Here is a 26,857-nt window from a genome sequence, read left to right on the forward strand (position 1 = left end):
ACGTTAGGAGTTAAAAATGGCTATCCAGTGGTTCCCTGGGCATATGAATAAAGCCCGCAATGAAATTAAAGAAATAATGCCACAAATGGATGTGATCATTGAAGTGCTTGATGCGCGCATTCCCTACAGTAGTGAAAACCCGATGGTGGCAACCTTGCGTGAAGGTAAGCCGGTCATCAAAATTTTGAACAAAGCTGATTTAGCTGATCCTAAAATGACTCAAATCTGGAAAGATTATTTTGAGCAAGAAAATGGTGTTAAAGCGATTTCTTTTGGACATGATAAAGCAGCTGAAGTAAGTCGTATAAATGAGCTTTGTAAAAAGTTAGTGCCGCATAAAGTGGGTGCAGATAAGCAAATTAAAGCCATGATAATGGGTATTCCTAACGTGGGTAAATCTACGTTAATTAATGTACTGGCTGGACGTATAGTTGCAAAAACAGGTAATGAACCTGCGGTAACCAAAGCACAACAACGCATTAAGCTTGAAGACGGTATTATGCTTTACGATACGCCAGGTATGTTGTGGCCAAAAGTAGAGAATGAAAACTCAGGTTATCGTTTAGGCGCTACAGGTGCCATTCGTGATACGGCGCTTGAGTATGAAGAAGTAGCAAGTTACACCGCTGAGTACTTATTGCGTGCATACCCTGAGCTTTTAAAAGCACGTTATAAAATTGCCGAACTACCTGAAAGTGATTGGGAGTTTGTTGAAATGGCGGGTAAAAAACGCGGCTGTATTCGTGGTGGTAATCAAATAGACACATATAAAATGTCTGAAATACTAATCAACGAATTACGCGACGGTATTATTGGCCGTATTACTATGGAAACTCCGCAGATGCGTGAGGAAGAAGAAGTAATGGTTGCTGGTTTACGCGCCGCTGCAGAAGCTAAAAAAGCAGCTAAAGAAGAAGAGAAGCTTCAACGCCGGGCAAGAGCTCGTAAAAACCGTCGTTAATATTTAACCAGAGTTCAGGTTATTTAATTAAAGTGATTTAGTTTTATTAAATTACAGACATAAAAAAAGCCCGTAAGGGCTTTTTTAGTTTCATATCTACCGTCACCGATATGAGCAATGTAGCAAGTAAAATAGTAGGGCGGTTACTCATCATCAACATCAAGGGGCGTTGCGGTTCATAACAAGTAACCATAGCTGTTTACGTGCGCCACACGTTGTTTCAGGGTCGAGAAACAAATCAATTCATTCCTTAACAAGTGGTATGCAATCCGTCTTGTTGATATTGATTATCAGTTAGATCTAATTATCTGTCAACACCTAAATGCAAATAATTCTTATTATTGTAGCGCTTGTTTTTTATTCATATATAAATCGGCTAGTTAGCACTGCCATTTCATAAAAATGCTTATCTTGGCTGAACAATTAAGAATAAAAAATAGATGTTTAATACTTATTGAATAATTTGATATGAATTTTTATTATAAAAGTATTGATCTTTCGAAGTTAAAATAAATTCAAGCTAGGAATGATTTTATCGCCTTCCAAGACAGCGACTGCTTTGATATCAAATAAAATAGTCTCTTATAAAATCTTAACCCCCAAAGATCAACAGCCTTTAATTAGTGGCTAAAAATATTCGTACTTAATTGGATATTTTAAGCCACTAACGCACTTTATTTGCTGTTATACGTAAATTAATCTGCTCCACTAGTACTTTATCCTGCTTGTTTAGACGCCCTACAATGAGCAAGAAATCACTACCGTCAGTTTTTATTACTTTAATGCTTGTGTTATCAAGTTTGGTTTTACCGTAGGTGGTTTCTATTTTTTCTATGTCTTTAAAGTGACTAAGATCCGATTCAAGCCTGCCGTCATCGTTTTTGTAGTAACTAAAAATATAGTTCTCGGTTATTCCGTTACCGTCTTCTCGGTAATCAAATACTGCATCGCTATAAAAATAAAGTATTTCTTCGTTTTCAGGTGTTAGGCGATTACGTTTTAAAAAGTGTACTTGGTAAGACCATAAACTATCGCCTTTTATAATTGCGGCATTGGGTAAAATATTTACTTCTTGAAGTACGCCTAAAAATAATAGAGGTGCAAACGCAAGCGAGATTAAATACTGTCTAATTCGCCAGTACGAGTTGTAATGTAGGGCTTCTTTACTTGTATCGGTTTGTTCAATGTAACTAACTAGAGGCAACCATAAAAATGGCATTATACAAATCACTATGGTTGCGTATTCGTCCATACGATAAGCAAAGACGCTGGCGAGTACCATTAGCCAGAGTGTTAAGGCAGTCCAGTTAGGCATTACTCTATTTTTGTTTAACTGTTGTTGGCTGTGCTCTGCAAGTGCGAGATACAAAGGGTAATACCATAAAAATGCAAATATACCTCGAGCAATAGGCATAATACTTGAGTTATCGCGCTCTTTAATGGCTTTAAAATTACGATAACTCCAGTAGTTAACAAATATGCCTAAACTTAAAATACTGTAAATAATAAACTTACTTACAGATACTGCATAAAATGGACTATCTTCAAATTTCACTTTTTTTGCTGACTCTAATCGCCAATCGGCAAAAAAGAATATGAGTACTAAAATATAGCCAGCCAACACATATTTAAGCCAACTATAACCAAAGCTATCTAGCACATCAGCTGCTGTTTGAGGTGTTTCGGTCGTTTCCGCGTATTTTAGAATAGGGTAATGGGTTGCTGATATTAACTTTTTACGCTGTGCTAAATAATCATCTATTTGAGCGGCTTTAATATGATCTTGTTTTGCGTAATAGTCATAACTCAGTGTTAAAACATTATCATTAAATTCAGTAGTTGTTTTTAAGTTGAAGTAGTCGTTATCAATTTCTTCTTGATCGCTATCAAATCCCCAACCTTTTTCTGCAAAATACAGTTTTATTGTGGTGTTAATTATATTGGGGTAGCCAAAGTAGAGTGGGTCGGTGCGATTTACCTGCTTTGGTTCGTAAACGCTATTTTGTATTTCATTCGCGTAAAAACTAGCTTCGTAGCCTTCGTCTGTTTTTTCCCAAAATTCACTAATTAAATACGATTCTTTGGTTATTAGTTTACCCGTTTGTTCTTGTTCACTAATAGTCATTGCTTCATTGATTGATAGACCATTTAAAAAGCCTTGGTAATACTCGAAATAAGATTTAGCAACGCTATTTAGACCACTGCTGGCTATACTGCTTCTTCGGTTAATAGCTTCAAATTCAGCATAAGTGTACTGGGTTTCAAAACGTGATGGCTCAGATACTTTTTCAGCAATAAAAAAGTTATCTTCTACAGATACATTTGTATGTACAGGTTTTTGCGCCATTGAAGTTAAAGTGGTTTCACCTTTATCAATAATTAGGGCATAGCCATAATCAGGCTGTGCTAAATATTCGAGAGTACCTCGTTGGTAGCTAACCGTAGGATCGAGCCAGTAGCGTTTTCCGTTTTGTTTAAGCGTAACAATTACGTGATTAAATACACTTGCAGAAGGTGGAAGTTCTTTTAAACGTTTGGTTTCCTCTGTATCAACTAGCGCAGGGAAGGCCTCTATATCCATCGCTTTTAATAACGAGATAAGCAGTACTGTTTTATCTTTGCAATCGCCATATCGTAGCGAAAGCGTTTCTGAAGCTGACGTTGGTTGATGCGAGTTAGTGCCCATTTCAAGCCCTAAATATCGAACTTCGTCTTGGCTAAAGCGCAGTGCTGCTGCAATTTTGTCTGATGTTTTTGTGTGTTTTGCTTTTATTTCTTCAGCTACATCCAAAATGCTGTTTGGGGTTTCTATGGCTGACTGATAAAGTGGATATGCCCAGTTAACTACCTGACCCCAATCGTCAAACTCAGAAAAGTAAACTTGTGTATATGGGTCGTACCACGTTGGGGTTTGAGAATTTTGCTCGAGTAAGGGTTCTTCAAAAAGAGTTATAGAATAATCTTTGCCATATTTGTTAAGCGTTTCTTGAATATCTGCTGTGCCGTTTATTGTATTAATATGTAAAGGCGTTTGTTTACCCCAAAGTACACGCATATTTTGTTGCACTACGGGTACCGACCAGTTTAGCGTGCGTCTTGTACTAAATTTATTAGCATATATAGGGTTGCTACCTGCCACTGTGTAGCTGTAATCAAGTATGTCGCCACTGCGCATATCATCAATAATAATGTTGAGTGATAAGCTACCATTATAAATACGATCAGCTAACTCAGATTCACCTTGTATAACCGTCATTCTCGCGCTGCCAAGCTTATCAATACGCTCATTATTTCTAATAATCGTTAAGCTGTTTAGTGTTAGTGACTCATAACTTGGATCAAAATCAAGATTAAGCTGGCTTATATAATCAACACCACTTTGATTTAAAGCTTTCATAACCAAACGCGTATAGCGTTGCTGTTTTTGTCTGCTCGGTATATAGGATTGGTTATCGAGTAACAAATAAAGTGTGCCGTCACGTACTTTGGTTATGTCGGAATGCTTGGGTTGCTCAATAATATGTGTATTAACCCAATTAGCTGGTTTATCTATTTTATATTGCTGCGCAAAAATACTATGAGAGAAAATTAATAAGGTAAGTGCAATTAGCCAAGAGCTGAGTCGAAGGAAGTTCCATTTCATTGTAGGGTCTTATAGTTGTTTTTATAAATACTATTGAAGGAATAATGTACCAAATTTAGGCTTTTTTGACAATGAGATGTTAATAGAATCCATCCACATATTTATATCTATAATTATGATAATGAATAAGTTCAGCTCAATTTAGCTTATTATTTATATGCATAGGTTATAAATACAATGAAAGCATAAAGGTATTTAATTATCTCTAAAAATGGCTTTGCTGTTTGTCTTATTGCTCGGCACACATTTTACTTTGCAAAATACACTATGCTTTTATAAAGCACGCAACTACGGAATTTACCGCTCAGCAAATAGGCGATTTGGTCGGTGTTAGTCGCTCTACAGCACGCCGTTACTTAGAGTATTTACTTGAATCAGGTAAGTTAACAGCGGATCAAAGTTATGGCAGTATTGGCCGCCCTGAACGTTGCTATAAAATAGCGAAGTAACTTTGTGTATCTGATGATTAAATCTTAAATTCTATATATTTCAATGCTTTGCGTTTATTTTGTTATGTTTGATATTTAATAGATACTGACGATAAAAAAAATATGTTGAATTGATTGCATTTTAAGCGGCTTGTATGGTGATGTTCGCTTTAAGTGATGTTATACTCCTGCCGAATAATTTATCGACTTTATTAAGAGTAAAATTAATGGCAGATTTATCGAAGTACAGAAACATTGGTATTTTCGCGCACGTTGATGCGGGTAAAACCACGACTACTGAGCGTATCCTAAAGCTTACTGGTCAAATCCATAAAACAGGTGAGGTTCATGATGGTGAATCTACTACTGACTTCATGGAACAAGAAGCTGAGCGCGGTATTACTATTCAGTCTGCGGCTGTAAGCTGTTTCTGGAAAGATCACCGTTTTAACGTTATCGATACTCCTGGACACGTTGACTTCACAGTTGAAGTTTACCGTTCGCTTAAAGTACTTGATGGCGGTGTTGGTGTGTTCTGTGGTTCTGGTGGTGTTGAACCACAATCAGAAACTAACTGGCGTTATGCTAATGACTCAGAAGTTGCACGTATTATCTTCGTTAACAAATTAGACCGTATGGGTGCTGATTTTTACCGTGTAACTGAGCAAGTACGTAAAGTACTTGGTGCTGTACCACTAATCATGACTTTACCAATTGGTATTGAAGATGAATTTGTTGGTGTTGTAGATGTTTTAACTAAAAAAGCATACGTTTGGGATGACACTGGTCTTCCTGAAAACTACGAAATCACAGACGTTCCTGCAGACATGGTAGAAAAAACTGACGAGTATTATGAAATGCTTGTTGAAACTGCCCTTGAGCAAGACGATGAACTACTTGAAGCTTACATGGAAGGTGAAGCACCTTCTGAAGAAGACATCAAACGTTGTATCCGTAAAGGTACTCGTGACCTTGCTTTCTTCCCTACATACTGTGGTTCTGCGTTTAAGAACAAAGGTATGCAGCTTATTCTTGACGCTGTTGTTGATTACTTACCAGCTCCTACAGAAGTTGATCCTCAACCTCTTATGGATGAAGAAGGTAACGAAAATGGCGAATTTGCAATCGTTTCTGCAGATGAACCTTTCAAAGCGTTAGCATTCAAAATAATGGATGACCGTTTTGGTGCATTAACATTCGTACGTATTTACTCAGGTAAACTAAACAAGGGTGACACTATCCTTAACTCGTTTACTGGTAAAACTGAGCGTGTTGGCCGTATGGTTGAGATGCAAGCAGATGATCGTAACGAATTAACTAGCGCACAAGCTGGTGACATCATTGCTATCGTAGGTATGAAAAACGTGCAAACTGGTCACACTCTATGTGATCCTAAGCACCCAGTAACACTTGAGCCAATGGTATTCCCAACTCCAGTAATCTCGATTGCTGTACAGCCTAAAGATAAAGGCGGTAATGAGAAAATGGGTGTTGCTATCGGTAAAATGGTTGCAGAAGATCCATCTTTCCAAGTTGAGACTGATGAAGATTCAGGCGAGACTATCCTTAAAGGTATGGGTGAGCTTCACTTAGATATCAAAGTAGATATTCTTAAGCGTACTTACGGCGTAGACCTTATTGTTGGTCAACCACAAGTTGCTTACCGTGAAACTATCACTAAAGAAATTGAAGATAGCTACACGCATAAGAAACAATCTGGTGGTTCTGGTCAGTTCGGTAAAATCGACTACCGCATCAAGCCAGGCGAAGTTGCTTCAGGTTTCACGTTTAAATCATCTGTTGTTGGTGGTAACGTACCTAAAGAATTCTGGCCTGCAGTTGAGAAAGGCTTCAAGTCAATGATGGGTACTGGTGTTCTAGCTGGCTTCCCTGTACTTGACGTTGAAATTGAACTTTTCGACGGTGGTTTCCATGCCGTGGATTCATCTGCAATCGCGTTCGAAATCGCTGCTAAAGGCGCTTTCCGTCAATCGATCCCTAAAGCGGGCGCACAACTTCTTGAGCCAATCATGAATGTTGACGTGTTCACTCCAGAAGATCACGTTGGTGACGTAATCGGTGACCTTAACCGTCGTCGTGGCATGATGAAAGACCAAGAAGCTGGTTTAACAGGCAGCCGTATTAAAGCTGACGTACCGTTATCAGAAATGTTCGGTTACATCGGTACACTACGTACAATGACATCTGGTCGTGGTCAGTTCTCTATGGAGTTCTCACACTACGCTGCATGTCCGCAAAACGTTGCTGATACAGTAATCGCTGCAGAAAAAGAGAAAAAAGCTGCTAAGTAATTAGCTCTTTAACTCTTTAAAAAAACCCGCACATGTTGCGGGTTTTTTATTGCCTATAATTTGGTTTTATTTTTTTAGTTGTTTATAACTACTTTTTATTATTAATTAGTCCTATGTTACTAATTAATAAAAAGGTACTAGAGAGCAATTTATTTACCTCAATTACTTAATTGGTTGGTTTATAAGAGGTTAATTGTAAAGTAAATGTAACCACATGAATTTTAAGAACTTCTGTTGATGCATCTATATACGTAATGTAGAATACTAGCACTTTTAGACTAGAGCTCTAAAGTCAGATAAGGAAGTCTCCGCAGCAGAGACGTTTGCTATTAATTCTATATAAGACGTAACAATCATGAAATCTATTAAATTAGCACCAAACTGGTGGCTACAATTTACAAAATGCGTTTTAGCATTCAGCTTAATATTTTTAATTCATATTATATTTTCTGTGAACCTAAAAATTGTTTTTCTCACTGTAATGCCAGCTCTACTGATTATTACTACTTTTAATATTCTTCATCTTCGTTTTTTACATTGTTATAAAGCAGGCATTTGTTATACGCGTTTATGCACAAAGCGTTATATCAATAGCGAGGAAATTAGTTGCGTATCATTTAGTTCGTTTTTTCTTTTCACCATTTTTAAGGTGGAGTTAGATAATGGTAAAACGTTCCATTTTTATAACTGGCAACTTGATGATGAAACGCAATCAGCTATTTCTAAAATGTACTGCAATAAGTTAGCTAACAAAATTGAAAATATTAGCGATAAATGCAATGCTTGATCTTTAATTTAGATAGCAAAAAGGAGCGATTAATCGCTCCTTTTTTGTTTTTGTATTTTATAACGCGCTAATTAAACTTTTTTATAGCCTTAGCTTTTAGCGCTTTCATCTTTAGCCTGCGTGGCTTCTTAAAAGACTGGATAGGCATTGTTACCAACTGCTCTTGTGGTAGTGCCGGTATTGTTTGTGGATAAGCACCTTCCTTTGGTACCGAAATTTCTTTTAGATGTATTTTAAGTGCTTCTAGAGTTGAGTCGTTATCAACTTCACTAGGGCAAATAAATATACCTAACTTTCTTAGTTGTACACCGAGTTTAATGCTACTGGTATAACGGATAATCGGAGCGCCTAATACTAAGCCCAGCAATATAGGTGATAACCACCAAAAGAATACTGGTGTGAAGTAGTAAGCCGTACAACCCCATGCAATAGCCACAATAGTTGAGAATAACGTATAACCAAACGCCTCTTTCCACGGAACCATACGACCTTCGCGCGGTTGCGCATCCCACTTCACTTTTTTACCTAAAAACACACAAAGTACAAAGTAAGCATGAAATACCATCATTAATGGGGCAACAATAATAGCAAATACGGTTTCAATGATTGAGCCTAGTATGAGCTTAATTGAACCACCAAAGCGTTTGTTTCTATGTATTAAGGTGACTATTATGCCCATTAGTTTAGGCATTAATAAAATAACAATAGTTAAATACAAGAGTGAATCAATCAGATCGGTTTTAGCTATTTGCCATGTAGGGAATAATTGATAAACACGGTTAAAGTACACATCACTATTTAATGCGCGCGTTACTGCGTCAATAGTACTTAGCGCTAGCATTGAGAGCCAAATTAGTGATGAAATATAGGCTGTGGCACCGAGTAAAAAGTGTAGCTTACTCATTAATTTTAATTTGGATGACGATAGTAAACCTAAGTGCTGAATATTACCTTGCACCCAGCGTCTATCGCGTACAGCGTAGTCTAGAATGTTACTTGGTACTTCTTCATAGCTACCTTCAATATCTGATAGCAACAATACATCCCAACCAGCACTGTGAAGTAGTGAAGCTTCTACAAAGTCATGACTTAAAATTTCGCCGCCAAAAGGTGCATTACCTTTTAGTGTTGGCAAGCCACAGCACGTTATAAATGCTTCAACTCTAATGATTGCATTATGACCCCAGTAGTTGGCTTTATCAGTTTGCCAAAAAGCTGAGCCAGTAGCGAGCATTGGGCTATATAGCACTGACGCAAACTGTAAAAAGCGGCCAAAAAAGGTATCTTGACGAACAGGGATCGGAATAGTTTGGATCAGGCCTGCTTGTGGGTTGTTGAGCATACTTGTAGTAAGCTCTAACATACATTTCCCGGTCATTACGCTATCTGCATCAAGCACAATCATATGGTCGTACTGGCTGCCCCAGCGCTCACAAAAGTCGGTTAGGTTACCTACTTTACGGTGTTTGTTATCTTCGCGACGACGATAAAAAACGTTTTTAGCCGTATCACCTAAACGTTCACACAATGCATGCCATGCACTTAGCTCGTTTTTAGCTATTTCTGGGTCTTGCGTGTCGCTTAATAGATAAAAATCGAAGTTTGCAAGTTGACCTGTTTCTTTTAACGATTGCAGACTAACTTCAAAGCCCGCGATAACACGGTGGGTGTCTTCGTTGTAAATAGGCATTACAACGGCGGTTTTTTGGGCGTTAATTGCCTCACTATTGAACTCAATTGGTTTAATACGCTTTAGCGTAAGTGGGTCAATTCGTAATAGCTGTAATACAAAGCCGATTGTTCCACTACAAAATGCCGTTACAATCCAGGCAAAAGTGATTGAGAATAATACTAAAAGAGCATACTCAAGTAATGTCATACCGTTTGAGCTTAAAATCTCAAACATAATAGATATGCCGTAGCCAGATGTGCTAAGCGCTGCAATAGCAAATAGCCAAACTCTTAATGTTTTGAATGGCATTGGAGTGCCCTTACCTTTATTACTTGATGTCATTTGGGTACCAAACATAACTCCATACCTCGCTAATTTCTTTATCACGTAGTTTTAACGATAAACGCATATCAACGGGTTGATCGTCCTGTGGTGCAATTTTAAAGGCTACACGCCATCCGCGTGAATCAGGCAGTTTTTGTACATTCACGTCGGTTACTTCGCCTGTTGTAAGTTGAATGTCGGCATCTAGCTTTAACTGTTCAGAGAGTTGATTTATTTCTGACCCAGTAAAATCAACAGTAAATTGGCGATGGCTTTTTGGTGGAGGGTTGTCTTCACCTGGTAAAGCGGCGCTACCGATCCTTGTGCGCAGTACTCTCGCTTTTTCGTGCTGAGTTAAAGCTGCATTAAAGGTCGTCATTTTGTAGCTTAGCTTTAACGAATCACCGGCTTTCATTGGCTTTTCTGGTACCCAGTAACTGACGATATTGTCGTTAGTTTCTGTGTCAGTAGGTATCTCTACAAGCTCTACACGGCCATTTCCCCATTCACCTTGTGGTTCAATCCATAGACTAGGGCGGTTGTGGTAATGTGCTTCTGTGTCCAGATAGTTATTAAAATCTCGATCTCGTTGAGCTAACCCAAAACCTTTTGGATTATTGTATGAAAACGAAGTTACACTTAGCTGTGAAGGGTTGTTAAGAGGGCGCCATACCCATTTATCATCAGCAGATTGAGTTAATAGGCCATCCGAGTCATGAACTTCAGGGCGATAGTCATCAAAAAATTTGGTACTGTTTTCACCGTGGTAAAACATACTCGTTAATGGAGCTACGCCGAGCTTTTTAATGTCTTTACGTGCAAATATCTGCATATCAACATCAACTAGCATATTAGTTGTAGGGTCAACATTAAACTTGTATGCACCCGATATAGATGGGCTATCTAATAATGCAAAAATGGTAATTTGTGTTTGGTCGGCCTTTGGTTTAACTAACCAAAACTCTTTGAACATTGGAAATTCTTCACCTGAATTTTCTGCAGTATCAATGGCAAGGCCTCTAGCTGATAATCCATAAACTTGCTGAGGGCCAACAACTCTAAAATACGATGCTCCCTGAAATACCATTACTTCGTCTTTATACTCGTTAGTATTTAACGGGTAATGTAAGCGAAATCCAGCATGACCTAGTTGAGTATCCGCAACACTTTTAGCTATTTCTTCTTGTAGTGGTGCAGCAGTGCCATCGTATTGGTAAAAGTCAGTACTGAAAGGTAAGCGACTGCGTTTAGAGTCGCTATCAACGGTATTTATTGTCACAGGTGTTTTATATAAAAAACCAGGATGGAATAATTGCAGCTCGTACAGGCCTTCATCTTTCCATACTGCTTTGTCTTTTTTAAATCGAATTGAACGGTAATCTTGATAATCAATATTGTTAAGTGCTTCAAGCTCAATGTTTTTAGGCGCCACGTATTCTTCGCTTGCTAACTTTTTAGCGCGGGCGCTAATTACGTCAAATAAGCTACTTTGTGGGATTGCTACATCAACGGTTGCAGCAATCGCTTGGTTGCTATTGCCCCAAGTCGAAAAAATAATAAGTAGACCCAGTAGTGGTGCTGACTTCTTTTGCCATTTAGGCAGATTTTGGGTTAGTTGTTTCATTCTCATTCCTTTATAAAAACACGACTTATTTTTACGTTTAGGGTAAATATTGATTTTATTTTGTAAGTATCTTCTAAATAACTTAGAGCAAAATTTAAACCTTAATAAAAGTTCATATTTTTCAATAGGTAATATTTATATACATAATTCACTGAGGTTTTGTTGTGTAAAATTAACTCAAATGTATGTAGTTGTTACTGATTAATTACTAGAAGATTCACAGATCGTCTGAACATATTACGGGGGGTTTAATGAAGCTTGTCTGAATTACATTTGTATAAAATAAAAAAGCCGCAAGAGCGGCTTTTAAATGTTTAGATTTAACGTAGTTATTTCTTTTTAAATCGACGCACTATTGATAGTGGTGCTAAAAGAAGTGATAACCATAATAATGAACCTGCATCATTATCATCATCTGAGCGTAAGTTATTTACTTTCACGGCTACTTTTTCAACGTTAGATAAGTTACCCACGCTATCCTGAGCTTGCACTGTTAAAGTAATACGATTTTCAAATTCGTAATCAATCTCTCCAGCAACAATTAGCTGCCCCTGATTGTTAATAGAAACGCTGTCATTATCAGATGTAATAAATTTAACAACTGGTGATTCATCGGCATTTGGATCACTAAAATCGAGTGTGCCGATAATTGTTCCAATTGCGCTGTTTTCATCGACTGCAAAAACTTGATCAGCTTTAATAACTGGCGTTTGCTCTTCAGGTGTTAAAGTGATTTCAGATTTAATATCAATAATTACAGGGTCGTGATCTGATGCGCGGTATGCACTTTCAGAGTACAAACTAGATTGTTGACCTTCGCTTTTAAACTCTACATTGTAATCAAGAGAAATAGGTTCATCTGCGTTGATGTGCCAATCTGTTGCTGCGACAATTTTGCTAAGTAGTGATTGGGTAGCTACTGCATGATCTAAACTACCAGCGCGACCAGAAAAGCTGTAAGAATAACCAAGCGTATCACCATCAATTTCTGCAACTACATTTTTGTAGCCTTTATCAGCAAATGCACGTATAGGATCTTCCATTGCGTAAGCATTCATATCGCCGACTAAAATAGTATCTTCGTCGTCAACACCGGTTGGTTTGCTATCAAGCCAATTTGCGAATGCATTAGCACCTTCTGTGCGTATTTCATTCCAACAGCCTTGTCCATCACCTGAATCTGCATTGTTTCCAGAAGCACTACCACAGCTTTTAGATTTAAGGTGTGACACAGCAACAGTAAATACTTCATCAGTTTCTAATGATTTAAAGCTTTGTGCAATTGGAGCACGGTTACTAAAATCAAATGGAGCCTCAGTCGTAATAGCAGCAGTACCTACTTCTTCTACTTTGTTAGCACGATAGATAAGTGCGGTAGTAATTGCATCGGTACCAATTTGATCTACGTTAAAATCAACAAATGTATAGTTGTTAGCACTATCAGCGTCATTTAATGCATCTACTAAGCTTGCAATTGCACTAAATTCGCCAAAACCATCATTTTCAATTTCCATTAAACCAACAACATCGGCCTGGATAGCGCTAATGGCACTTACAATTTTAGCTTCTTGGCGAGTAAATTCAGCTTCTGAATCTGCACCTCGGGCTGTAGGGAACCCTCCGCCTTGGCCATCACCATTAAAGTAATTAAGTACGTTAAAGCTAGCTACACGTAAATCTGCTTCAGCATTAAGTTCAGGCGCATTTTCACGTGCATTTGTTGCAATAAACGAAGGTGCTACCGTTGGGTGGATTCTGTAAAGGCTAAAGCTATAAGCAAGTGCCCCCGTAACCGTATTAACTGTATCGCCAGTACGTAATGTATTTTCTGCTGATAAGCCTGGAGTTGGGTAGGCTGTAGGGTCTAAGTTTTGTACTGTAGAGCCATCATCTAGTAAAATCTTTTTAAGTAGATTTTCAGTTTCAACTGCATTAGCTGCATCTCCAGGTAATGCAACTTGGGTACCTTGATACAAGCGTTCTGTTGCTAATTCAACTTCACCATATCGACCAAGGCCAAAGTTATTAGTTACTACTAATGGTTGTTCTAATGTAACTAACATACCTTCAAAAGCTTCTAAATCAGTTGTATCAGCTAAAGGTAAAGTGATTTTTGTAGCTGCTGCAGCTAAACCAGTGCCACATATGGCAACTTGGCTAACACTGCCGATTTGTGTTGCATCAAAATATTCTTCTACAGTACCTTGTACACGTACATGGTCGCCTACGTTTACGTCAATATCTGCAAAATAAACAAATACACCTTCAGAGGTGAGAGGATTTGCATCTATGTCAGCAGCAAGTGAGCTAACAAAAAAGCCTTTTAATTGATCATCATCTTGGAAGTCTGCGGTTACAATCCCCTCAAACTCTACTAAAGTATCAACAAGCGGGCTTGCAGAGCTATCGCCTTGTATAGCGTTAATTAGTACTTTTTCTGCGCCACAAACAAGTGGTTCAAGTGGTTCTGGTTCTGGAATTGGTTCAGGTGTTGTCCCACCATTACCTGCATGTGAACCTAAGCCATCAAAGTCATCTTGGTCAAACTGTACCCATTCTTCACTTGGGTTAAACTCTGCGTCAGGTGTTGTTCTTCCTGCGGTAATACTATCTTTTCTACGAAGTGTTTTATTTTGTGTTTGTACTGCGCCCTCAGACCAAAACGAACCGGGATCTACACCGCGCTGGCCAAAGCTATCGACTACAGTGCTACCTTGCATTAGGACTAATGCATCATCACCATTAAAGTTAGCAACACCATGTTCTAAATCGGCTTTTTCTTTTAGTGCATCATTTGAACTTGAATTAACAACAACAAAGGTACTGTTAGCTGCCAAAGTACCAGACAAATCAAGAGTTGATTGAATTGTAGTTTTGCCATTTACATACAAACTTAGTGAGTACTGATCAAGAGTTAGTGGAGATGACGAGTTATTATAAAGCTCAATTGCTTTATTATTACTGCTTCCCTCTATGTATTCTGAAATGATTAGATCTGCGGAGGCTGGCGCACTGAGACTTGCTATAACAAGTGCGAGTGGTGTTATTTTTGTTTTAAACATTTTTTTATTATTCCCGTGTATTAATCCCAAAATGGGACACCAGTTTAGAGAATAAATATGACGAAAATAATACAAAAATGTAAACGAATGTAAATAAAAGGCGGTTTAACCGCCTTTTTATAAAAACCTTACTTTTTAGCTAGGTATTGTGCGGCTTGCTTAGCAAAATAGGTCAATATTCCATCAGCGCCTGCACGCTTAAATGCAAGTAAAGACTCCATTATAGTAGCTTCCTCACTTAACCAACCGTTATCAATAGCTGCTTTGTGCATTGCATACTCGCCACTTACCTGATATGCGAAAGTAGGTACACCAAACTCGTCTTTAACACGACGTACAATATCTAAATAAGGCATGCCAGGCTTAACCATGACCATATCAGCGCCTTCTTGTAAGTCTAATGCGACTTCACGTATTGCTTCATCAGAGTTTGCTGGGTCCATTTGGTAGGTTTTTTTATCGGCACCTTTTAAGTTCCCAGCAGAACCTATTGCGTCTCTAAATGGGCCATAGTAGCTAGATGCATATTTAGCTGAGTAGGCCATAATACGGGTATGCACAAACCCATCAGCTTCAAGTGCTTCACGAATTGCAGCAATACGGCCATCCATCATGTCCGAAGGGGCAATTACATCAGCGCCCGCTTCTGCATGCGAGAGTGCTTGTTTAACTAAAATTTCGGTGGTTACGTCGTTTATTACATAGCCTGTGTCATCAATAATGCCGTCTTGACCGTGCGTCGTGAATGGATCAAGTGCACCATCAGTAATTACACCCAACTCAGGAAAGGCTTCTTTTAAAGCGCGAACAGTGCGTTGCACTAAGCCATCGTCATTATATGCTTCTTCGGCAAATAGTGATTTTTTGTCCGCAGGGGTTACCGGAAAAATAGCAACGGCAGGTACGCCAAGCTCAACAAGTTCTTTTGCCTCAAGTAATAGTAAATCTATCGATAGACGTTCAATACCAGGCATTGATTCAATTGCTTCGCGACGATTTTTACCTTCTAGTACAAATACAGGGTAAATTAAATCGTTTACGCTAAGTTGGTTTTCGGCCATTAAGCGGCGAGAAAAGTCGCTGCGGCGCATTCTGCGCATGCGAGTATACGGGAAAAGGTCTAATCCTGATTGGGCCATATTAATATGCTCCTACTGTGGTAATGGAAAAGTGATTACTTGATTACGGCCATGTTGCTTTGCGTAATAAAGTGCTTTGTCGGCGCACTCAGTAAAAATTTGAGGGTTGCTAACATCATCAGCAATGCTGGTGTATACACCAGCGCTAATTGTAAATTGAATATCATTATTGGCAACCGTTACTGTACTGGCTGAGATAGCTGCTCGTATTTTTTCAGCTATGTCTTGTGCACCTTCGCTGGGGGTATTAGGTAATAGCACCACAAACTCTTCACCGCCATAACGAGCAACTTCATCGAGTGGTCGCTTTAAATGATCTTTTATAAGGTCTGATACTGCTTTAATAACTTGATCGCCAATTATGTGTCCGTATGTATCGTTAATGCTTTTGAATCGGTCTATATCAAGCATAACAATACTAAGCGGCGTTTGTTCTCGGCGAGACCGACGAATCTCCATTATTAGCTTTTTATCAAAAAAGCGTCTGTTTTTTATTCCGGTTAAAGCGTCTTCGGTATTGAGTAACTCAAGTGAGCGGTTTTTTTCTTCAAGTTCTCTGAGTGTAACTTGTAATTCAAAGGTGCGTTCGTCGACTTGTGATTCGAGTTCTTGGCGTGTTTTTTCTTGTAACTTTAAGCGCTCTTTAAGTAGCGTATCTTGAGCTGCATTTTCAGCAATCAAGGTTTGCTGAGCAATTACTTCTTCATCTCGTTGCAAAATAAATAACTTCATTACACTGTAGCATAGACAAAATGTGCAGCTAAAAAAGCATGTAAATACAAATGCTAATGTACTTCTGTCAAAGGCGTATAGCCCTATTACTGCAACAATAAAATAAAGCATCACCACCAAGAAAAAAACTAATACGAGCAGTAGCGCTTTATTAGGTTTAGAAGGTGATAAACGTATGCACATAAGTGTAGTTGCAATATAAAAGCCTAAAACGATTGGGATAGTAGTTAAGCAAAATAGTGTCACTATATGGTTTGGAAATAGCCAAATAAACAATAACGAGACACCTAATGCGTTAACTATCACTTTTTGAACCGTTAGTAAAAAAGAGGGCTTTGGATGGCAAATTTGCTTTTGTAAAGGCAAAAACATTAAAGCAATAAGCATAAGTAATATAGGGATCATAACTTGCTGTAACGCTGGCAAATTAGGGTGAATATATTTTAGGCCAAAGCCACAAATGTAGGCTAATAAACTACCTAATGTGAGGGTAATTAAACCAGCATAAACAAAATAACGTTTACGTGAAAAACTATATAAAACTAAGCAACTCACGCCTAAAGAAAATATAAAACCAATCAATAAGCCATAGAGTAAATTAAGTTTACCTTTATGTGCCAAATAAGCTTCTGGTTGCCACAGCGTTAAAGGGACTCGCAAGCCGGAGCTATTCGTCACTCTCATAATAATAATGGTTTCGCTATTTGCAGGACTAATTAGTTTAACTAATAAAGATTCACTCTTAATCGCACGTTTATCAAGGGGGTATGCATCGCCAATTTGGGTGTGAGAAATTAATTGCGAGTTATGTAACTGATATACTTGAACGTCGTTTAGCAGAGGGTTGTTTAGTGACAACAGTTGTTCGGTATTATAACTAAGCGTGTTTTTTATTTTAAATTTCATCCATACAGAACGCTGCTCAAGACCTAGGTTAAGAGGTTTACCTGTGTTTTTTTGCCACTGTATATGGCTACTTTGATGTGCATCTAATAGCGAAGTTGGTTCAAAAGAGTAATGCAGGTTATTAATGTTTTGGGAGTTAAAATCATGTTTTATTATTACAGGGCTTGCGAAAGAGCAAAAAGTGCAAAGAAGCATCAATAGACTTAGTAATGCTTTTGCGCACGCCATTAGCAGCTCTTTAAACCAAAAACATTGTAAAAGTTTTCTGTAGTTTTGCGGGCCACAACTTCTTCATCTATTTGATAAAGTTGCGCAACTGTTTGGCAAATATAAGGAAGCAGAGCGGGTTCATTTTTACGCGATTTAGGTTTTAGCTTAACTGTTCGTGGAATTAAAAATGGTGCATCAGTTTCTATTAATAATCGATCTAGAGGAATGCTAGGCACTAGTTGTTGTAAATCTTTACCACGCCTTTCATCACATACCCAACCCGTTATACCAATATACAGACCTAAATCTAAATATTGCTTTAGAGCTGCTGAGTTACCCGTAAAGCAGTGGAGTACACCGCGAATATTAAACTCTTTTAAAATACTTAGCATGTCGTCACTTGCATCACGTTCATGTAAGTAAACAGGTAAATCTAATTTTTCGGCAAGTGCTAGGTGGCGTCTAAAAACACTACGCTGTACATCGCGAGGCGAAAAGTCACGGTTATAATCAAGGCCGCATTCACCAATCGCTATGACTTGCTTATTGTTTGCAAGTGCAGTTAATTGTGCTTCTAATTCATTTGTCGCCGATTTAGCATCATGTGGGTGGACACCCGCCGTAGAATATTGGAGATGTTTTATCGCAAGTTCAAGTGATTGCTGACTACTCGCAATATCACAACCTATAATAAGCATATTTGTAACACCAGCTTCGCTTGCACGGGTAATTACATCATAATGCTGGTCATCAAATTGATGATTAGTTAAGTTAACTCCAGCATCAATTAACGTATATGACATTACTTAGTACGTTTAACGCGAATAGAGCGGTTTTTACCGTCTTGTTTCAGTAAAAAGGAGTTAAATGCACCACGGCTGATTACAATTGTATCGTTTTCTTTTAAACGCATGCTGTCAGAGCCAATTTGACGCCATTGTTGGCCGTTATCTAGCGAAATAATTAACTCGCCATAAGCTGCTTCTTTCACTGAAGTAACCATAGCTTTAATTTCAGTCTCTTTTTCTACCTGTGATTCTTTGTGCTCTAAGCCAAAATCGTCAGTTTTTGCCTTTGCTTGCATTGGTGCAGCAGCTACGGCTTGAGGTACATTGTTAGCCGTTGGTGGAGTGAGTGTTTTTGTTATTGTTGGCTTTGTTAGTGATTTACCAGCAATTGTATTGTCATAGCAAAGTAATCGGTTATAGTCATTTTCAATAAAGCTACATGCTTGCAGGGCCTGAGTATTAAATTCAGTTTGCGCAGCAAAAGTTGGCGCACTTAATAAAACCAATAGTGAGAGTAGTTGTTTTTTCATTTTATTCCTCAGATTCTTTTTGTGGTTTGGCGGTATAAAATTTTGCTAAAATTAAACCTAGTTCAAACAAAAGAAGCATCGGAAATGCTAATAATGTTTGTGATAAAACATCAGGCGGTGTTAAAAACATTGCCACTACAAATACACCCACCACGATATAAGGGCGCTTTTCTTTTAAGCTTTTTGTTGTTGTTGCGCCACTCCAGCATAGCAGCATAATAGCTACTGGAATTTCGAAAGCGACACCGAATGCAAAAAATAGTTTTAATACGAATCCTAAATAGCTAGCGATATCGGGTGCTAGAGTCATCATTTCGGGACCTGTACTTGTAAAAAAACCTAATATAATTGGTAGTACTGCAAAGTAGCAAAAAGCGATACCCCCATAAAACAAGACAACGCTTGAGATTAGTATAGGTATTAGCATTTTTTTTCATTTTGGTACAAGCCAGGAGCTATAAACCCCCAAATTTGATGAAGTATCCATGGAGTAGATAATAAAGCCGCAACAAAAAAAGTAAGCATCATAGGGACTATAAAAGGGTCACTCACATTTATAGCTATCATGGTCGCGCCATTAGGTAAATGAACCACTAATGGTGCAGCTATAAGTTCGTAAATATTATCTTTAAAATAAAACAGCGCGATAAAAAATAATAAAATGCTCAATAGCGCTTTTATCAGTCGATCACGTAACTCAATTAAATGCGCTACAAACCCCGATTTTACTTCCTCAGCCATTATTTTTTATACCATGTAGTAAGTTGACCACAAAGTGAGAAATAAATTTCACTTTTTCTCATCAAGTTGTTGGTTATTTGATGTATCAGATTGTGTTTTTTTGTAGCTGTGAGTAACTGACTCAGCCGCTTTTTGTAGCTCTGTTAATGAACTTTGTAGCTCAGGGCTTAAGTCTTTTAGTTCTTGTTGTTCTGCTTTTTTAAGGTTTTCGTGAAGTTCATGAATACGCAGTTCTTCACTTACTTCGGCTTTTACCGAGTTGGCAAGTGATTTAGCGGTTTTAACCCATTTACTCACTGTTCTAATAGCAACAGGTAAGCGCTCAGGGCCGAGCACCACTAAGCCAACAATAAAAATAACAACAAGCTCCCACATCCCCATACTAATTAAACCTTATTGCTATCTTTGTTTTTTTCAGTATTGGTTGAGTCGTCAACGGTGCTTTTTTCTGATTGTTGAATTTGCTCTGATTTTTCTTGCTCACTCGCTGTGTCGTCCGACATTGCTTTTTTGAAGCCTTTAACAGCGCCTCCAATATCACCACCCATACCGCGTAGTTTTTTTGTGCCGAAAAGTAAAACTATGATCGCTAAAACAATTAATAATTGCCAAATACTAATACCACCAAAACCCATGGTTTTCTCCAATATATAAAACGGTTAAATGTATATTTTAAATACTAATTATACGCCCAATAGCGCAAATAGCACTCAGTTTATGCGTTGCGCCATGCTGCAATAAAGCTAATAGCGGATAAGGCTATTGCAATGCTTGCAGCTACTAAATCGTGCTGTAAATAACAAAGTGTTGCCATAATCATTGTAGCACTACCAAATAAACTCAATATTAAAGGTTTATGAGATACCTTTTGTTCTTGAGGTTGATGAGCGTGTGGTGCACGCTTTAAATTTTGGTAAATTAGATCAGGTAGTTCAGGCATTTTTTCAGCCCAAAATGGCAAGTTAGCATACATTTGCTTCAGTACTGATAGCGGTCCAACTTGCTGCTTCACCCAATCTTCTAAAAAGGGTTTGGCTGTTTTCCATAAGTCGAGTTGCGGGTAAAGCTGACGCCCTAATCCTTCAACGTATAATAAGGTTTTTTGTAGCAATACTAATTGCGGTTGTACCTGCATGTTAAAACGACGTGCAGTATTAAATAGATTTACGAGCACGTGACCAAATGAAATTTCAGCCAAAGGTTTATTAAATATAGGCTCGCAAACTGTGCGAATCGCAAATTCAAATTCTTCAATGCTAGTATCTGGTGGTACCCAACCTGAATCAACGTGTAGCTGTGCAACTTGGCGATAATCACGATTAAAAAAAGCGATAAAATTTTCAGCTAAATAACGTTTATCTTCTTTGTTGAGTGTACCTACAATACCGCAATCTATACCAATATACTTAGGGTTTTCTGGGTGTTCACGCGAAACAAAAATATTACCAGGGTGCATGTCAGCATGAAAAAAGCTGTCTCTAAATACTTGTGTAAAAAAGACTTCAACACCGCGTTCGGCGAGTAACTTCATATTAGTATTTTGTGCTAGCAATGCATCAGTATCAGATACAGGTATACCGTAAATCCGCTCCATTACCAGCACATTGCTACGGCTGTAATCACTGTAAACTGCAGGTATATATAATGAATCAGAGCCTTCAAAATTGCGTTTTAGTTGAATGCCATTGGCACCTTCTCGCATTAAATCGAGCTCGTCTAGGAGTGTTTTTTTGTATTCTTTAACCACTTCAACGGGGCGTAGACGTTTTGATTCGTTATGGACTTTTGCAAGTACCTTAGCGAGCTTTTCCATTAACGCTAAGTCGGCATTAATTTGCTCGTAAATATTGGGTCTAATAACCTTAATTACTACATCTTGCTCAATGCTTTGCTCATCAATAAGCTTTGCTGTATGTACTTGCGCTATAGATGCTGAGGCCAGTGGAATTTGTGAAAACTCACTAAACAACTCACTTATATCGTTAATTTCTAGGGCTTTTTCTATAATTTTTTGTGCAAGTGCGCCTTCAAATGGCTGAACTTGATCTTGTAAAAACGCAAGCTCTAAAGCGATATCATGAGGAAGTAAGTCACGACGAGTAGAGAGCATTTGGCCAAACTTAATCCAAACAGGGCCAAGCTCTTGTAGTGCCAAACGTAAACGTAGTCCCGCAGGTTTTTCTTTGTGCTGATTGCGCAGCCAAAACAAACTGCCACGAGCTACTTTACCAAACCAAGGGATCTTATGTTTTGGAATTAGCTCGTCTAACCCATAGCTAAGTAATGTTTTGGTGATGTTATACAAACGTGCAGTCGACACAAAAAATCCTTAGAGGGTGTTTGAAGGTGAAAAAGAGTTTAACAAGGTATTTATACGCTGCTCAACAGCAGCGACTTGGCCTTTGAGTTCTCTATTTTTTTGTTTAAATTGCTCAAGTTCTAATGGGTGAATAGTAATTGCGAGCTCATCTTGGCATAAACTTGTAAGCATTGTACTTATTTTAGTGTTGGTTTTGCTGCTTTTTTGTTTTAGTTTTTTTAAGTGCAGATATAACTGCTGAGCGGGGGTATCGCCAATGTATCTAGAGAGCTGTTCTGGCCAATCAATATCAATGCCTGAAAACGCATTGCTATAAGTTTGCGCAATATTTAAATCGCCTTGTAAGTCGAGCTTATCTTGGCGAATTAACTGGGTAAGCATAGCTGGGTTTTTAAGCGCTAAAAGCGTGTCTATGTCTGCGCTGATCATACAATCTGCGTTTTCATTATTTTGAGCACTGTATAAGTGTAATTGCTCAGCGCTATAAACAAGTTGGATGCTTTGTTGCCAATCTCTTACTTCAACCACTAAGCGCTGATGTTTAACGGCGCTTAGCTTTTGAGATAATTGTGGGTCAAGGCTAAGTGCTTGATTTAGTACACGCTCAATAAGCGAAAGTACAAAATTAGGTAACATAAAAAATTCAGATGGCATTGCATCATTATTATTTTTTGTTATTTTCTCAAGCGCCATAACTGCTAGCCTTAATATTTAAAACCACGGTGCAGCGCAACAATTCCGCCTGTGAGGTTTTGGTATGTTGTTTGCTCAAAGCCTGCATCTTCCATCATCGCTTTTAGCGTGTCTTGATCTGGATGCATTCGAATAGATTCAGCTAAATACTTATACGATTCACTGTCGTTAGCAACTAGCTTACCCATTGTAGGCAATAAATTAAATGAGTAAAAATCGTAAGCTTTACTAAGTACCTCATGCTCTGGTTTTGAAAACTCTAAAACAAGTAAACGACCACCTGGCTTTAAAATGCGGTACATAGAGCGTAATGCTTTGTCTTTATCGGTAACGTTACGTAAGCCAAAGGCAATAGTGATCACATCAAAGCTATTATCTGGGAACGGTAGCATTTCTGCATTCATTTGTACGTAGTCGATATTGCCCACTAATCCAAGATTATGCAGTTTTTCACGACCAACTTTAAGCATAGATGAGTTTATATCACCCAAAACAACTTGACCCGTTTCGCCCACTAATTGGCTAAACTTTGCCGTTAAGTCGCCAGTGCCGCCGGCTAAATCGAGTACATGATGGCCTTTACGAACACCTGAGCTTGCAATAGTTTGACGTTTCCATAAACGATGCACACCAAAAGACATTAAATCATTCATTACATCGTATTTTGCAGCTACTGAGTGAAATACATCAGCAACCATAGAAGCTTTATCGTTCTCGGCTACTGTTTTATAACCAAAATGCGTGGTCTTTTGTTCGGTTTCGTTCATGATTAATCTCTATCGTGACAATAGAGGTTAGTGTACTTTATTGTACACAGTAGGTGCAATTTGAATATGATTTATCAGGTAATTTATTGCCCTGCAGTGTAACTACTTTGACCTAATGAACGTGCTTTAAAAGCCGCATGAGATGCTTTTTTTGCTAACTGATTAAAATCATCTTCTTGTTGATGCTGAGCAATTCCTAGTGATAAGCCAATACTTGGTAGCTTGATACCTGTTTTTGAACTAACAAAGCGTAGCTTTTCGACCCCATTTCGTACTTTTTCGGCAATAACATTAGCTGTATCTGGGTCTATGTCGGCGAGGAGAACAGTAAATTGATCTTTTGCTGTGCGACCAGGTAAGCCACTTTGAAAAACATATTTTTGCACTTGCTTAGCGACTTTACTCAAAATGACTTCACCAATAATATCACCATAATTTTTAGTAAAGTGATCAAGGTTGTCTATTTGAATCGCTATTGCGCAAATAGATTTTTGTTGATTAGTCCACACTTGGGTTTGTTGCGTTAAATAATGGCGCTTATAAAGCCCTGTTTGGCTATCAATAATATGCTGTTTACGAAGTTGAGTTAGCTGCTTTTGTGTTTTTTCGTGTAGTTGTTTGGCTTTGCTTAGTTCTTGCTTAAATTGCTTATGTTGGTTGAGTAATTCGGCGGTTTGATTATGAAGAACTTCAAGCGCTTGACGGCTTTGTTCTATGTTGTTCTCATCTAGGGAATGTACGCATTCGCTCACTTGACCCGCAAAGCGAATTATTTGCTTTTCAGTAGCTTGAGAATTTTGAGAAAGTGAGTTTATAACACCATCAACATTTTGAATCATGTTGACTTGCGCTTTGTGGCCAGTATTTAAAAACTCAGAATGTAGTTGTTCAATTAAAACGCTATCTATATTGTCTTCAACAGCGATAGCACGGTCTAAAGCTTTATTTAGCTTGAGATTAGTTTGACTGGTATAAGCATAAATAACTTGATAATTCAGCGGCGTAGGTGGGAGCGTATAGCGCTCTAAAAAAACACACACTTTGGTCATTTTTTCTTGTGCAATAGCCATGGAATCATGGAACATCATTTTAAATACCAACTAAGTACGCATAAGTGCAAATTTTAAAATATCTCATTCCATGAGGCGGTTATGCGTCCGAGCTTTTTATTATTTTTTTATACAGTAATCATTATCCGAGCTATTTAAAAGCAAAAACGATAGTTAGGGAACTTAAATTTTGCTTTAGCAGCTTAATCGCTGTTTTTCTCATCAATTAGGCTGGTTTTTACTTCATTTAATGTATGTAACGTATTAATACACTTGGTATAAGTAGGGATTATTACTATGAGGTTGGTCTCATTTACTTGCTATTTATTTACCCTACGATAGCTTTATGAAATTAATAACACTGCTAAGTTACATTATAATGAATCATTTTTTAATTAAGCCACTTCGCCAATCTTTATTTGGTATCACGGTTTTGTGCTCATTAAGTGCATGCCAAATGACCATGCAAAATTCAGATCAACAATTTACTCAAGTAGCGCAAAGTATTGTTGATTATAGAGAAAGCATTAACCCTTACGATAGTGTAGGTGGTGTTGAAGGTTATTTATTACCAAATTTATCCTCTGAATTTTTAGCGCAAGAATATAAAAATAAAACGCGATTACTTGCTGAATTAGACACTATTAATATTGAAAAGCTAAGCGACGAAAATCAAATTAACTTCGATATTATTCGAGCTCAAGTACAAAACAGTGTCGATGAATATGTATTTAATGCGCACTATATGCCGCTCACCTCTGAATATGGGTTTCATTCTGGTTTGTCGTACATAATAAATAGTTCTCAATATAAAAACCCGGAAGACTATCAAGTGTATCTTGCACGATTGTCGCAAGTTCCACGCTTTTTTGAGCAAAACATGTATTGGATGAAAAAAGGGCTTGAGACAGGGCTTACTCAACCTAAAGCTGTGTTGGAAGGTTATGAAGATTCAATTAATGCCTACATTGTTGACGATGTAACTACGTCTGAATTTTATAAACCATTTTTAACTAATACAGCGGGTTTGAGCGACAGTGAATTTAAAGCGCTACAACAAAAAGCCAAAATCATTATAAAAAAAGAGGTTATAAAATCTTATAAAGATTACTTAGTGTTTTTTACGCAGCAATATCGACCTGGTGCACGTACAAGTATTGGTATATCAGATACACCTAATGGCGAAGCGTTTTATAAAAATAGAGCTAAGTACTACACCACTACCGACATGACACCTAAAGAGATTCACGAACTTGGCTTAAAAGAAGTTGCGCGAATTCGTAGTGAAATGGAAAATGTAATAGCAGAGGTAGGTTTTAAAGGCACGTTTGCCGAATTTATCCACTTTTTACGCACTGATCCACAATTTTACGCCACAACACCAGAGCAACTTTTAAAAGAAGCATCTTATATTGCTAAAAAAATGGATGCACAACTGCCTAAGTTATTTCATACCTTACCACGCAAACCTTATGGTGTAGCACCTGTACCGGCTAGTATTGCACCTAAATACACAACCGGTCGATATTCAGGCTCTAATCGAGATGATGAAGCAGGGTATTATTGGGTAAATACTTACGCTTTAGATAAGCGCCCTTTGTATGTTTTAGAAGCATTAACGCTGCACGAAGCCGTGCCTGGCCATCATTTACAAATATCACTTAATGCAGAGCTTGAAAATCTGCCTAGTTATCGTCGTGATGCTTACCTCTCGGCATTTGGCGAAGGTTGGGGGCTTTACTCTGAATATTTAGGTTTAGAAGCCGGCTTTTATCAAGACCCATATAGCCGTTTTGGTCGTTTAACGTATGAAATGTGGCGAGCAGCGCGTTTAGTTGTTGATACAGGTATGCATATGTATGGCTGGAGTCGCGAGCGTGCCATGAACTTTATGAGCGAAAATACAGCGCTTTCGTTGCATAACGTTAAAACCGAAACCGATCGTTATATTACATGGCCTGCACAGGCGCTTTCGTACAAAATAGGTGAGCTTACTATTAAGCGTTTACGCATTGAAGCAGAGCAAGCGCTAGGAAAAAGCTTTGATATTCGTGAATTTCATCATCAAATATTACGCCATGGTTCAGTGCCTTTATCGGTACTTGAAACGCAAGTGCGTTTATATATAAAAGCAGAGTTAGCTAAACAACAGAATTAGATATAAGGCAG

General features: G+C 38.1%; 18 protein-coding genes and 2 pseudogenes. 5 read left to right on the plus strand and 15 right to left on the minus strand.

What is annotated here, in order from left to right; all coding sequences use genetic code 11:
* The first annotated feature begins 16 nt into the window (after window positions 1-16).
* Together ylqF and P20429_RS21005 are read left to right on the plus strand one after the other, a co-directional pair.
* Window positions 17-961, plus strand: coding sequence for a ribosome biogenesis GTPase YlqF (gene ylqF, locus P20429_RS18835; RefSeq protein WP_007579822.1), 945 nt, complete (start codon window positions 17-19; stop codon window positions 959-961).
* Between the two features lie 237 nt (window positions 962-1,198).
* Window positions 1,199-1,345, plus strand: coding sequence for a hypothetical protein (locus P20429_RS21005; RefSeq protein ID WP_370493900.1), 147 nt, complete (start codon window positions 1,199-1,201; stop codon window positions 1,343-1,345).
* 280 nt (window positions 1,346-1,625) lie between these two features.
* On the opposite strand, the gene P20429_RS18830 is transcribed toward P20429_RS21005, so the two are convergent.
* On the minus strand, window positions 1,626-4,604 hold the full coding sequence (locus P20429_RS18830) for a DUF3857 domain-containing transglutaminase family protein (protein WP_007579824.1): 2,979 nt from the start codon (window positions 4,602-4,604) through the stop codon (window positions 1,626-1,628).
* A gap of 245 nt (window positions 4,605-4,849) precedes the next feature.
* Between P20429_RS18830 and P20429_RS19080 the strand changes: the two are divergent.
* Window positions 4,850-5,053: pseudogene (locus P20429_RS19080) on the plus strand (HTH domain-containing protein); the annotation flags it as partial.
* A gap of 206 nt (window positions 5,054-5,259) precedes the next feature.
* Entirely contained in the window at window positions 5,260-7,344 is a 2,085-nt protein-coding gene (fusA, locus tag P20429_RS18825; RefSeq protein ID WP_007579829.1) for an elongation factor G, read from the plus strand.
* 854 nt (window positions 7,345-8,198) lie between these two features.
* On the opposite strand, the gene mdoH is transcribed toward fusA, so the two are convergent.
* The 14 genes and pseudogenes from mdoH to P20429_RS18760 form a co-directional block, all read right to left on the minus strand.
* Window positions 8,199-10,160, minus strand: a complete 1,962-nt coding sequence (gene mdoH, locus P20429_RS18820; RefSeq protein ID WP_007579832.1) for a glucans biosynthesis glucosyltransferase MdoH — start codon at window positions 10,158-10,160, stop codon at window positions 8,199-8,201.
* On the minus strand, window positions 10,132-11,751 hold the full coding sequence (locus tag P20429_RS18815) for a glucan biosynthesis protein (protein WP_007579835.1): 1,620 nt from the start codon (window positions 11,749-11,751) through the stop codon (window positions 10,132-10,134). Before P20429_RS18815 ends, mdoH begins: the two co-directional genes overlap by 29 nt.
* A 329-nt stretch (window positions 11,752-12,080) precedes the next feature.
* Window positions 12,081-14,813, minus strand: a complete 2,733-nt coding sequence (locus P20429_RS18810; RefSeq protein WP_007579837.1) for an ExeM/NucH family extracellular endonuclease — start codon at window positions 14,811-14,813, stop codon at window positions 12,081-12,083.
* Window positions 14,814-14,941: 128 nt separating this feature from the next.
* A complete protein-coding gene (gene hemB / locus P20429_RS18805) occupies window positions 14,942-15,952 on the minus strand; it encodes a porphobilinogen synthase (RefSeq protein WP_007579839.1) in 1,011 nt (336 codons plus the stop codon).
* Window positions 15,953-15,964: 12 nt separating this feature from the next.
* Entirely contained in the window at window positions 15,965-17,818 is a 1,854-nt protein-coding gene (locus P20429_RS18800; protein WP_007579840.1) for a diguanylate cyclase, read from the minus strand.
* Window positions 17,818-18,603 (minus strand): TatD family hydrolase, encoded by a 786-nt coding sequence (locus tag P20429_RS18795; RefSeq protein WP_007579842.1) that lies wholly within the window; start codon window positions 18,601-18,603, stop codon window positions 17,818-17,820. Before P20429_RS18795 ends, P20429_RS18800 begins: the two co-directional genes overlap by 1 nt.
* Window positions 18,603-19,118: a hypothetical protein gene (locus P20429_RS18790; RefSeq protein ID WP_007579844.1), complete on the minus strand. Its 516-nt coding sequence runs from the start codon at window positions 19,116-19,118 to the stop codon at window positions 18,603-18,605. Before P20429_RS18790 ends, P20429_RS18795 begins: the two co-directional genes overlap by 1 nt.
* Window position 19,119: 1 nt before the next feature.
* A pseudogene (tatC, locus tag P20429_RS19090) lies at window positions 19,120-19,859 on the minus strand (twin-arginine translocase subunit TatC).
* Window positions 19,860-19,907: 48 nt separating this feature from the next.
* Window positions 19,908-20,240 (minus strand): Sec-independent protein translocase protein TatB, encoded by a 333-nt coding sequence (gene tatB, locus P20429_RS18785; protein ID WP_007579851.1) that lies wholly within the window; start codon window positions 20,238-20,240, stop codon window positions 19,908-19,910.
* Between the two features lie 5 nt (window positions 20,241-20,245).
* A complete protein-coding gene (tatA, locus tag P20429_RS18780) occupies window positions 20,246-20,494 on the minus strand; it encodes a Sec-independent protein translocase subunit TatA (RefSeq protein ID WP_007579853.1) in 249 nt (82 codons plus the stop codon).
* An 80-nt stretch (window positions 20,495-20,574) separates the two neighbouring features.
* Window positions 20,575-22,179 (minus strand): ubiquinone biosynthesis regulatory protein kinase UbiB, encoded by a 1,605-nt coding sequence (gene ubiB, locus P20429_RS18775; protein ID WP_007579855.1) that lies wholly within the window; start codon window positions 22,177-22,179, stop codon window positions 20,575-20,577.
* 9 nt (window positions 22,180-22,188) lie between these two features.
* Window positions 22,189-22,872, minus strand: a complete 684-nt coding sequence (locus tag P20429_RS18770; protein ID WP_007579857.1) for an SCP2 domain-containing protein — start codon at window positions 22,870-22,872, stop codon at window positions 22,189-22,191.
* An 11-nt stretch (window positions 22,873-22,883) separates the two neighbouring features.
* Window positions 22,884-23,639 carry a bifunctional demethylmenaquinone methyltransferase/2-methoxy-6-polyprenyl-1,4-benzoquinol methylase UbiE gene (ubiE, locus tag P20429_RS18765; protein ID WP_007579859.1) on the minus strand — a complete coding sequence of 252 codons (756 nt, stop codon included), beginning with the start codon at window positions 23,637-23,639 and terminating at the stop codon, window positions 22,884-22,886.
* A gap of 83 nt (window positions 23,640-23,722) precedes the next feature.
* Complete coding sequence (locus tag P20429_RS18760; protein WP_007579862.1) at window positions 23,723-24,709, minus strand: GGDEF domain-containing protein; 987 nt, start codon at window positions 24,707-24,709, stop codon at window positions 23,723-23,725.
* A 358-nt stretch (window positions 24,710-25,067) separates the two neighbouring features.
* On the opposite strand from P20429_RS18760, the gene P20429_RS18755 reads away from it, so the two are divergent.
* Window positions 25,068-26,846 carry a DUF885 family protein gene (locus tag P20429_RS18755; protein ID WP_007579864.1) on the plus strand — a complete coding sequence of 593 codons (1,779 nt, stop codon included), beginning with the start codon at window positions 25,068-25,070 and terminating at the stop codon, window positions 26,844-26,846.
* The last annotated feature ends 11 nt before the right edge of the window (window positions 26,847-26,857 follow it).

Origin of the sequence: Pseudoalteromonas sp. BSi20429 (assembly GCF_000238895.1) — a bacterium.
Taxonomy (GTDB): domain Bacteria; phylum Pseudomonadota; class Gammaproteobacteria; order Enterobacterales; family Alteromonadaceae; genus Pseudoalteromonas; species Pseudoalteromonas arctica.

Bases quoted from the DNA above. Each gene is read 5' to 3' on its own strand.
- ylqF (WP_007579822.1), top strand. From the start codon at position 17: ATGGCTATCCAGTGGTTCCCTGGGCATATGAATAAAGCCCGCAATGAA.
- P20429_RS18830 (WP_007579824.1), bottom strand. From the start codon at position 4,604: ATGAAATGGAACTTCCTTCGACTCAGCTCTTGGCTAATTGCACTTACC.
- fusA (WP_007579829.1), top strand. From the start codon at position 5,260: ATGGCAGATTTATCGAAGTACAGAAACATTGGTATTTTCGCGCACGTT.
- mdoH (WP_007579832.1), bottom strand. From the start codon at position 10,160: ATGTTTGGTACCCAAATGACATCAAGTAATAAAGGTAAGGGCACTCCA.
- P20429_RS18815 (WP_007579835.1), bottom strand. From the start codon at position 11,751: ATGAAACAACTAACCCAAAATCTGCCTAAATGGCAAAAGAAGTCAGCA.
- P20429_RS18810 (WP_007579837.1), bottom strand. From the start codon at position 14,813: ATGTTTAAAACAAAAATAACACCACTCGCACTTGTTATAGCAAGTCTC.
- hemB (WP_007579839.1), bottom strand. From the start codon at position 15,952: ATGGCCCAATCAGGATTAGACCTTTTCCCGTATACTCGCATGCGCAGA.
- P20429_RS18800 (WP_007579840.1), bottom strand. From the start codon at position 17,818: ATGGCGTGCGCAAAAGCATTACTAAGTCTATTGATGCTTCTTTGCACT.
- P20429_RS18795 (WP_007579842.1), bottom strand. From the start codon at position 18,603: ATGTCATATACGTTAATTGATGCTGGAGTTAACTTAACTAATCATCAA.
- P20429_RS18790 (WP_007579844.1), bottom strand. From the start codon at position 19,118: ATGAAAAAACAACTACTCTCACTATTGGTTTTATTAAGTGCGCCAACT.
- tatB (WP_007579851.1), bottom strand. From the start codon at position 20,240: ATGGGGATGTGGGAGCTTGTTGTTATTTTTATTGTTGGCTTAGTGGTG.
- tatA (WP_007579853.1), bottom strand. From the start codon at position 20,494: ATGGGTTTTGGTGGTATTAGTATTTGGCAATTATTAATTGTTTTAGCG.
- P20429_RS18770 (WP_007579857.1), bottom strand. From the start codon at position 22,872: ATGGCGCTTGAGAAAATAACAAAAAATAATAATGATGCAATGCCATCT.
- ubiE (WP_007579859.1), bottom strand. From the start codon at position 23,639: ATGAACGAAACCGAACAAAAGACCACGCATTTTGGTTATAAAACAGTA.
- P20429_RS18760 (WP_007579862.1), bottom strand. From the start codon at position 24,709: ATGGCTATTGCACAAGAAAAAATGACCAAAGTGTGTGTTTTTTTAGAG.
- P20429_RS18755 (WP_007579864.1), top strand. From the start codon at position 25,068: ATGAATCATTTTTTAATTAAGCCACTTCGCCAATCTTTATTTGGTATC.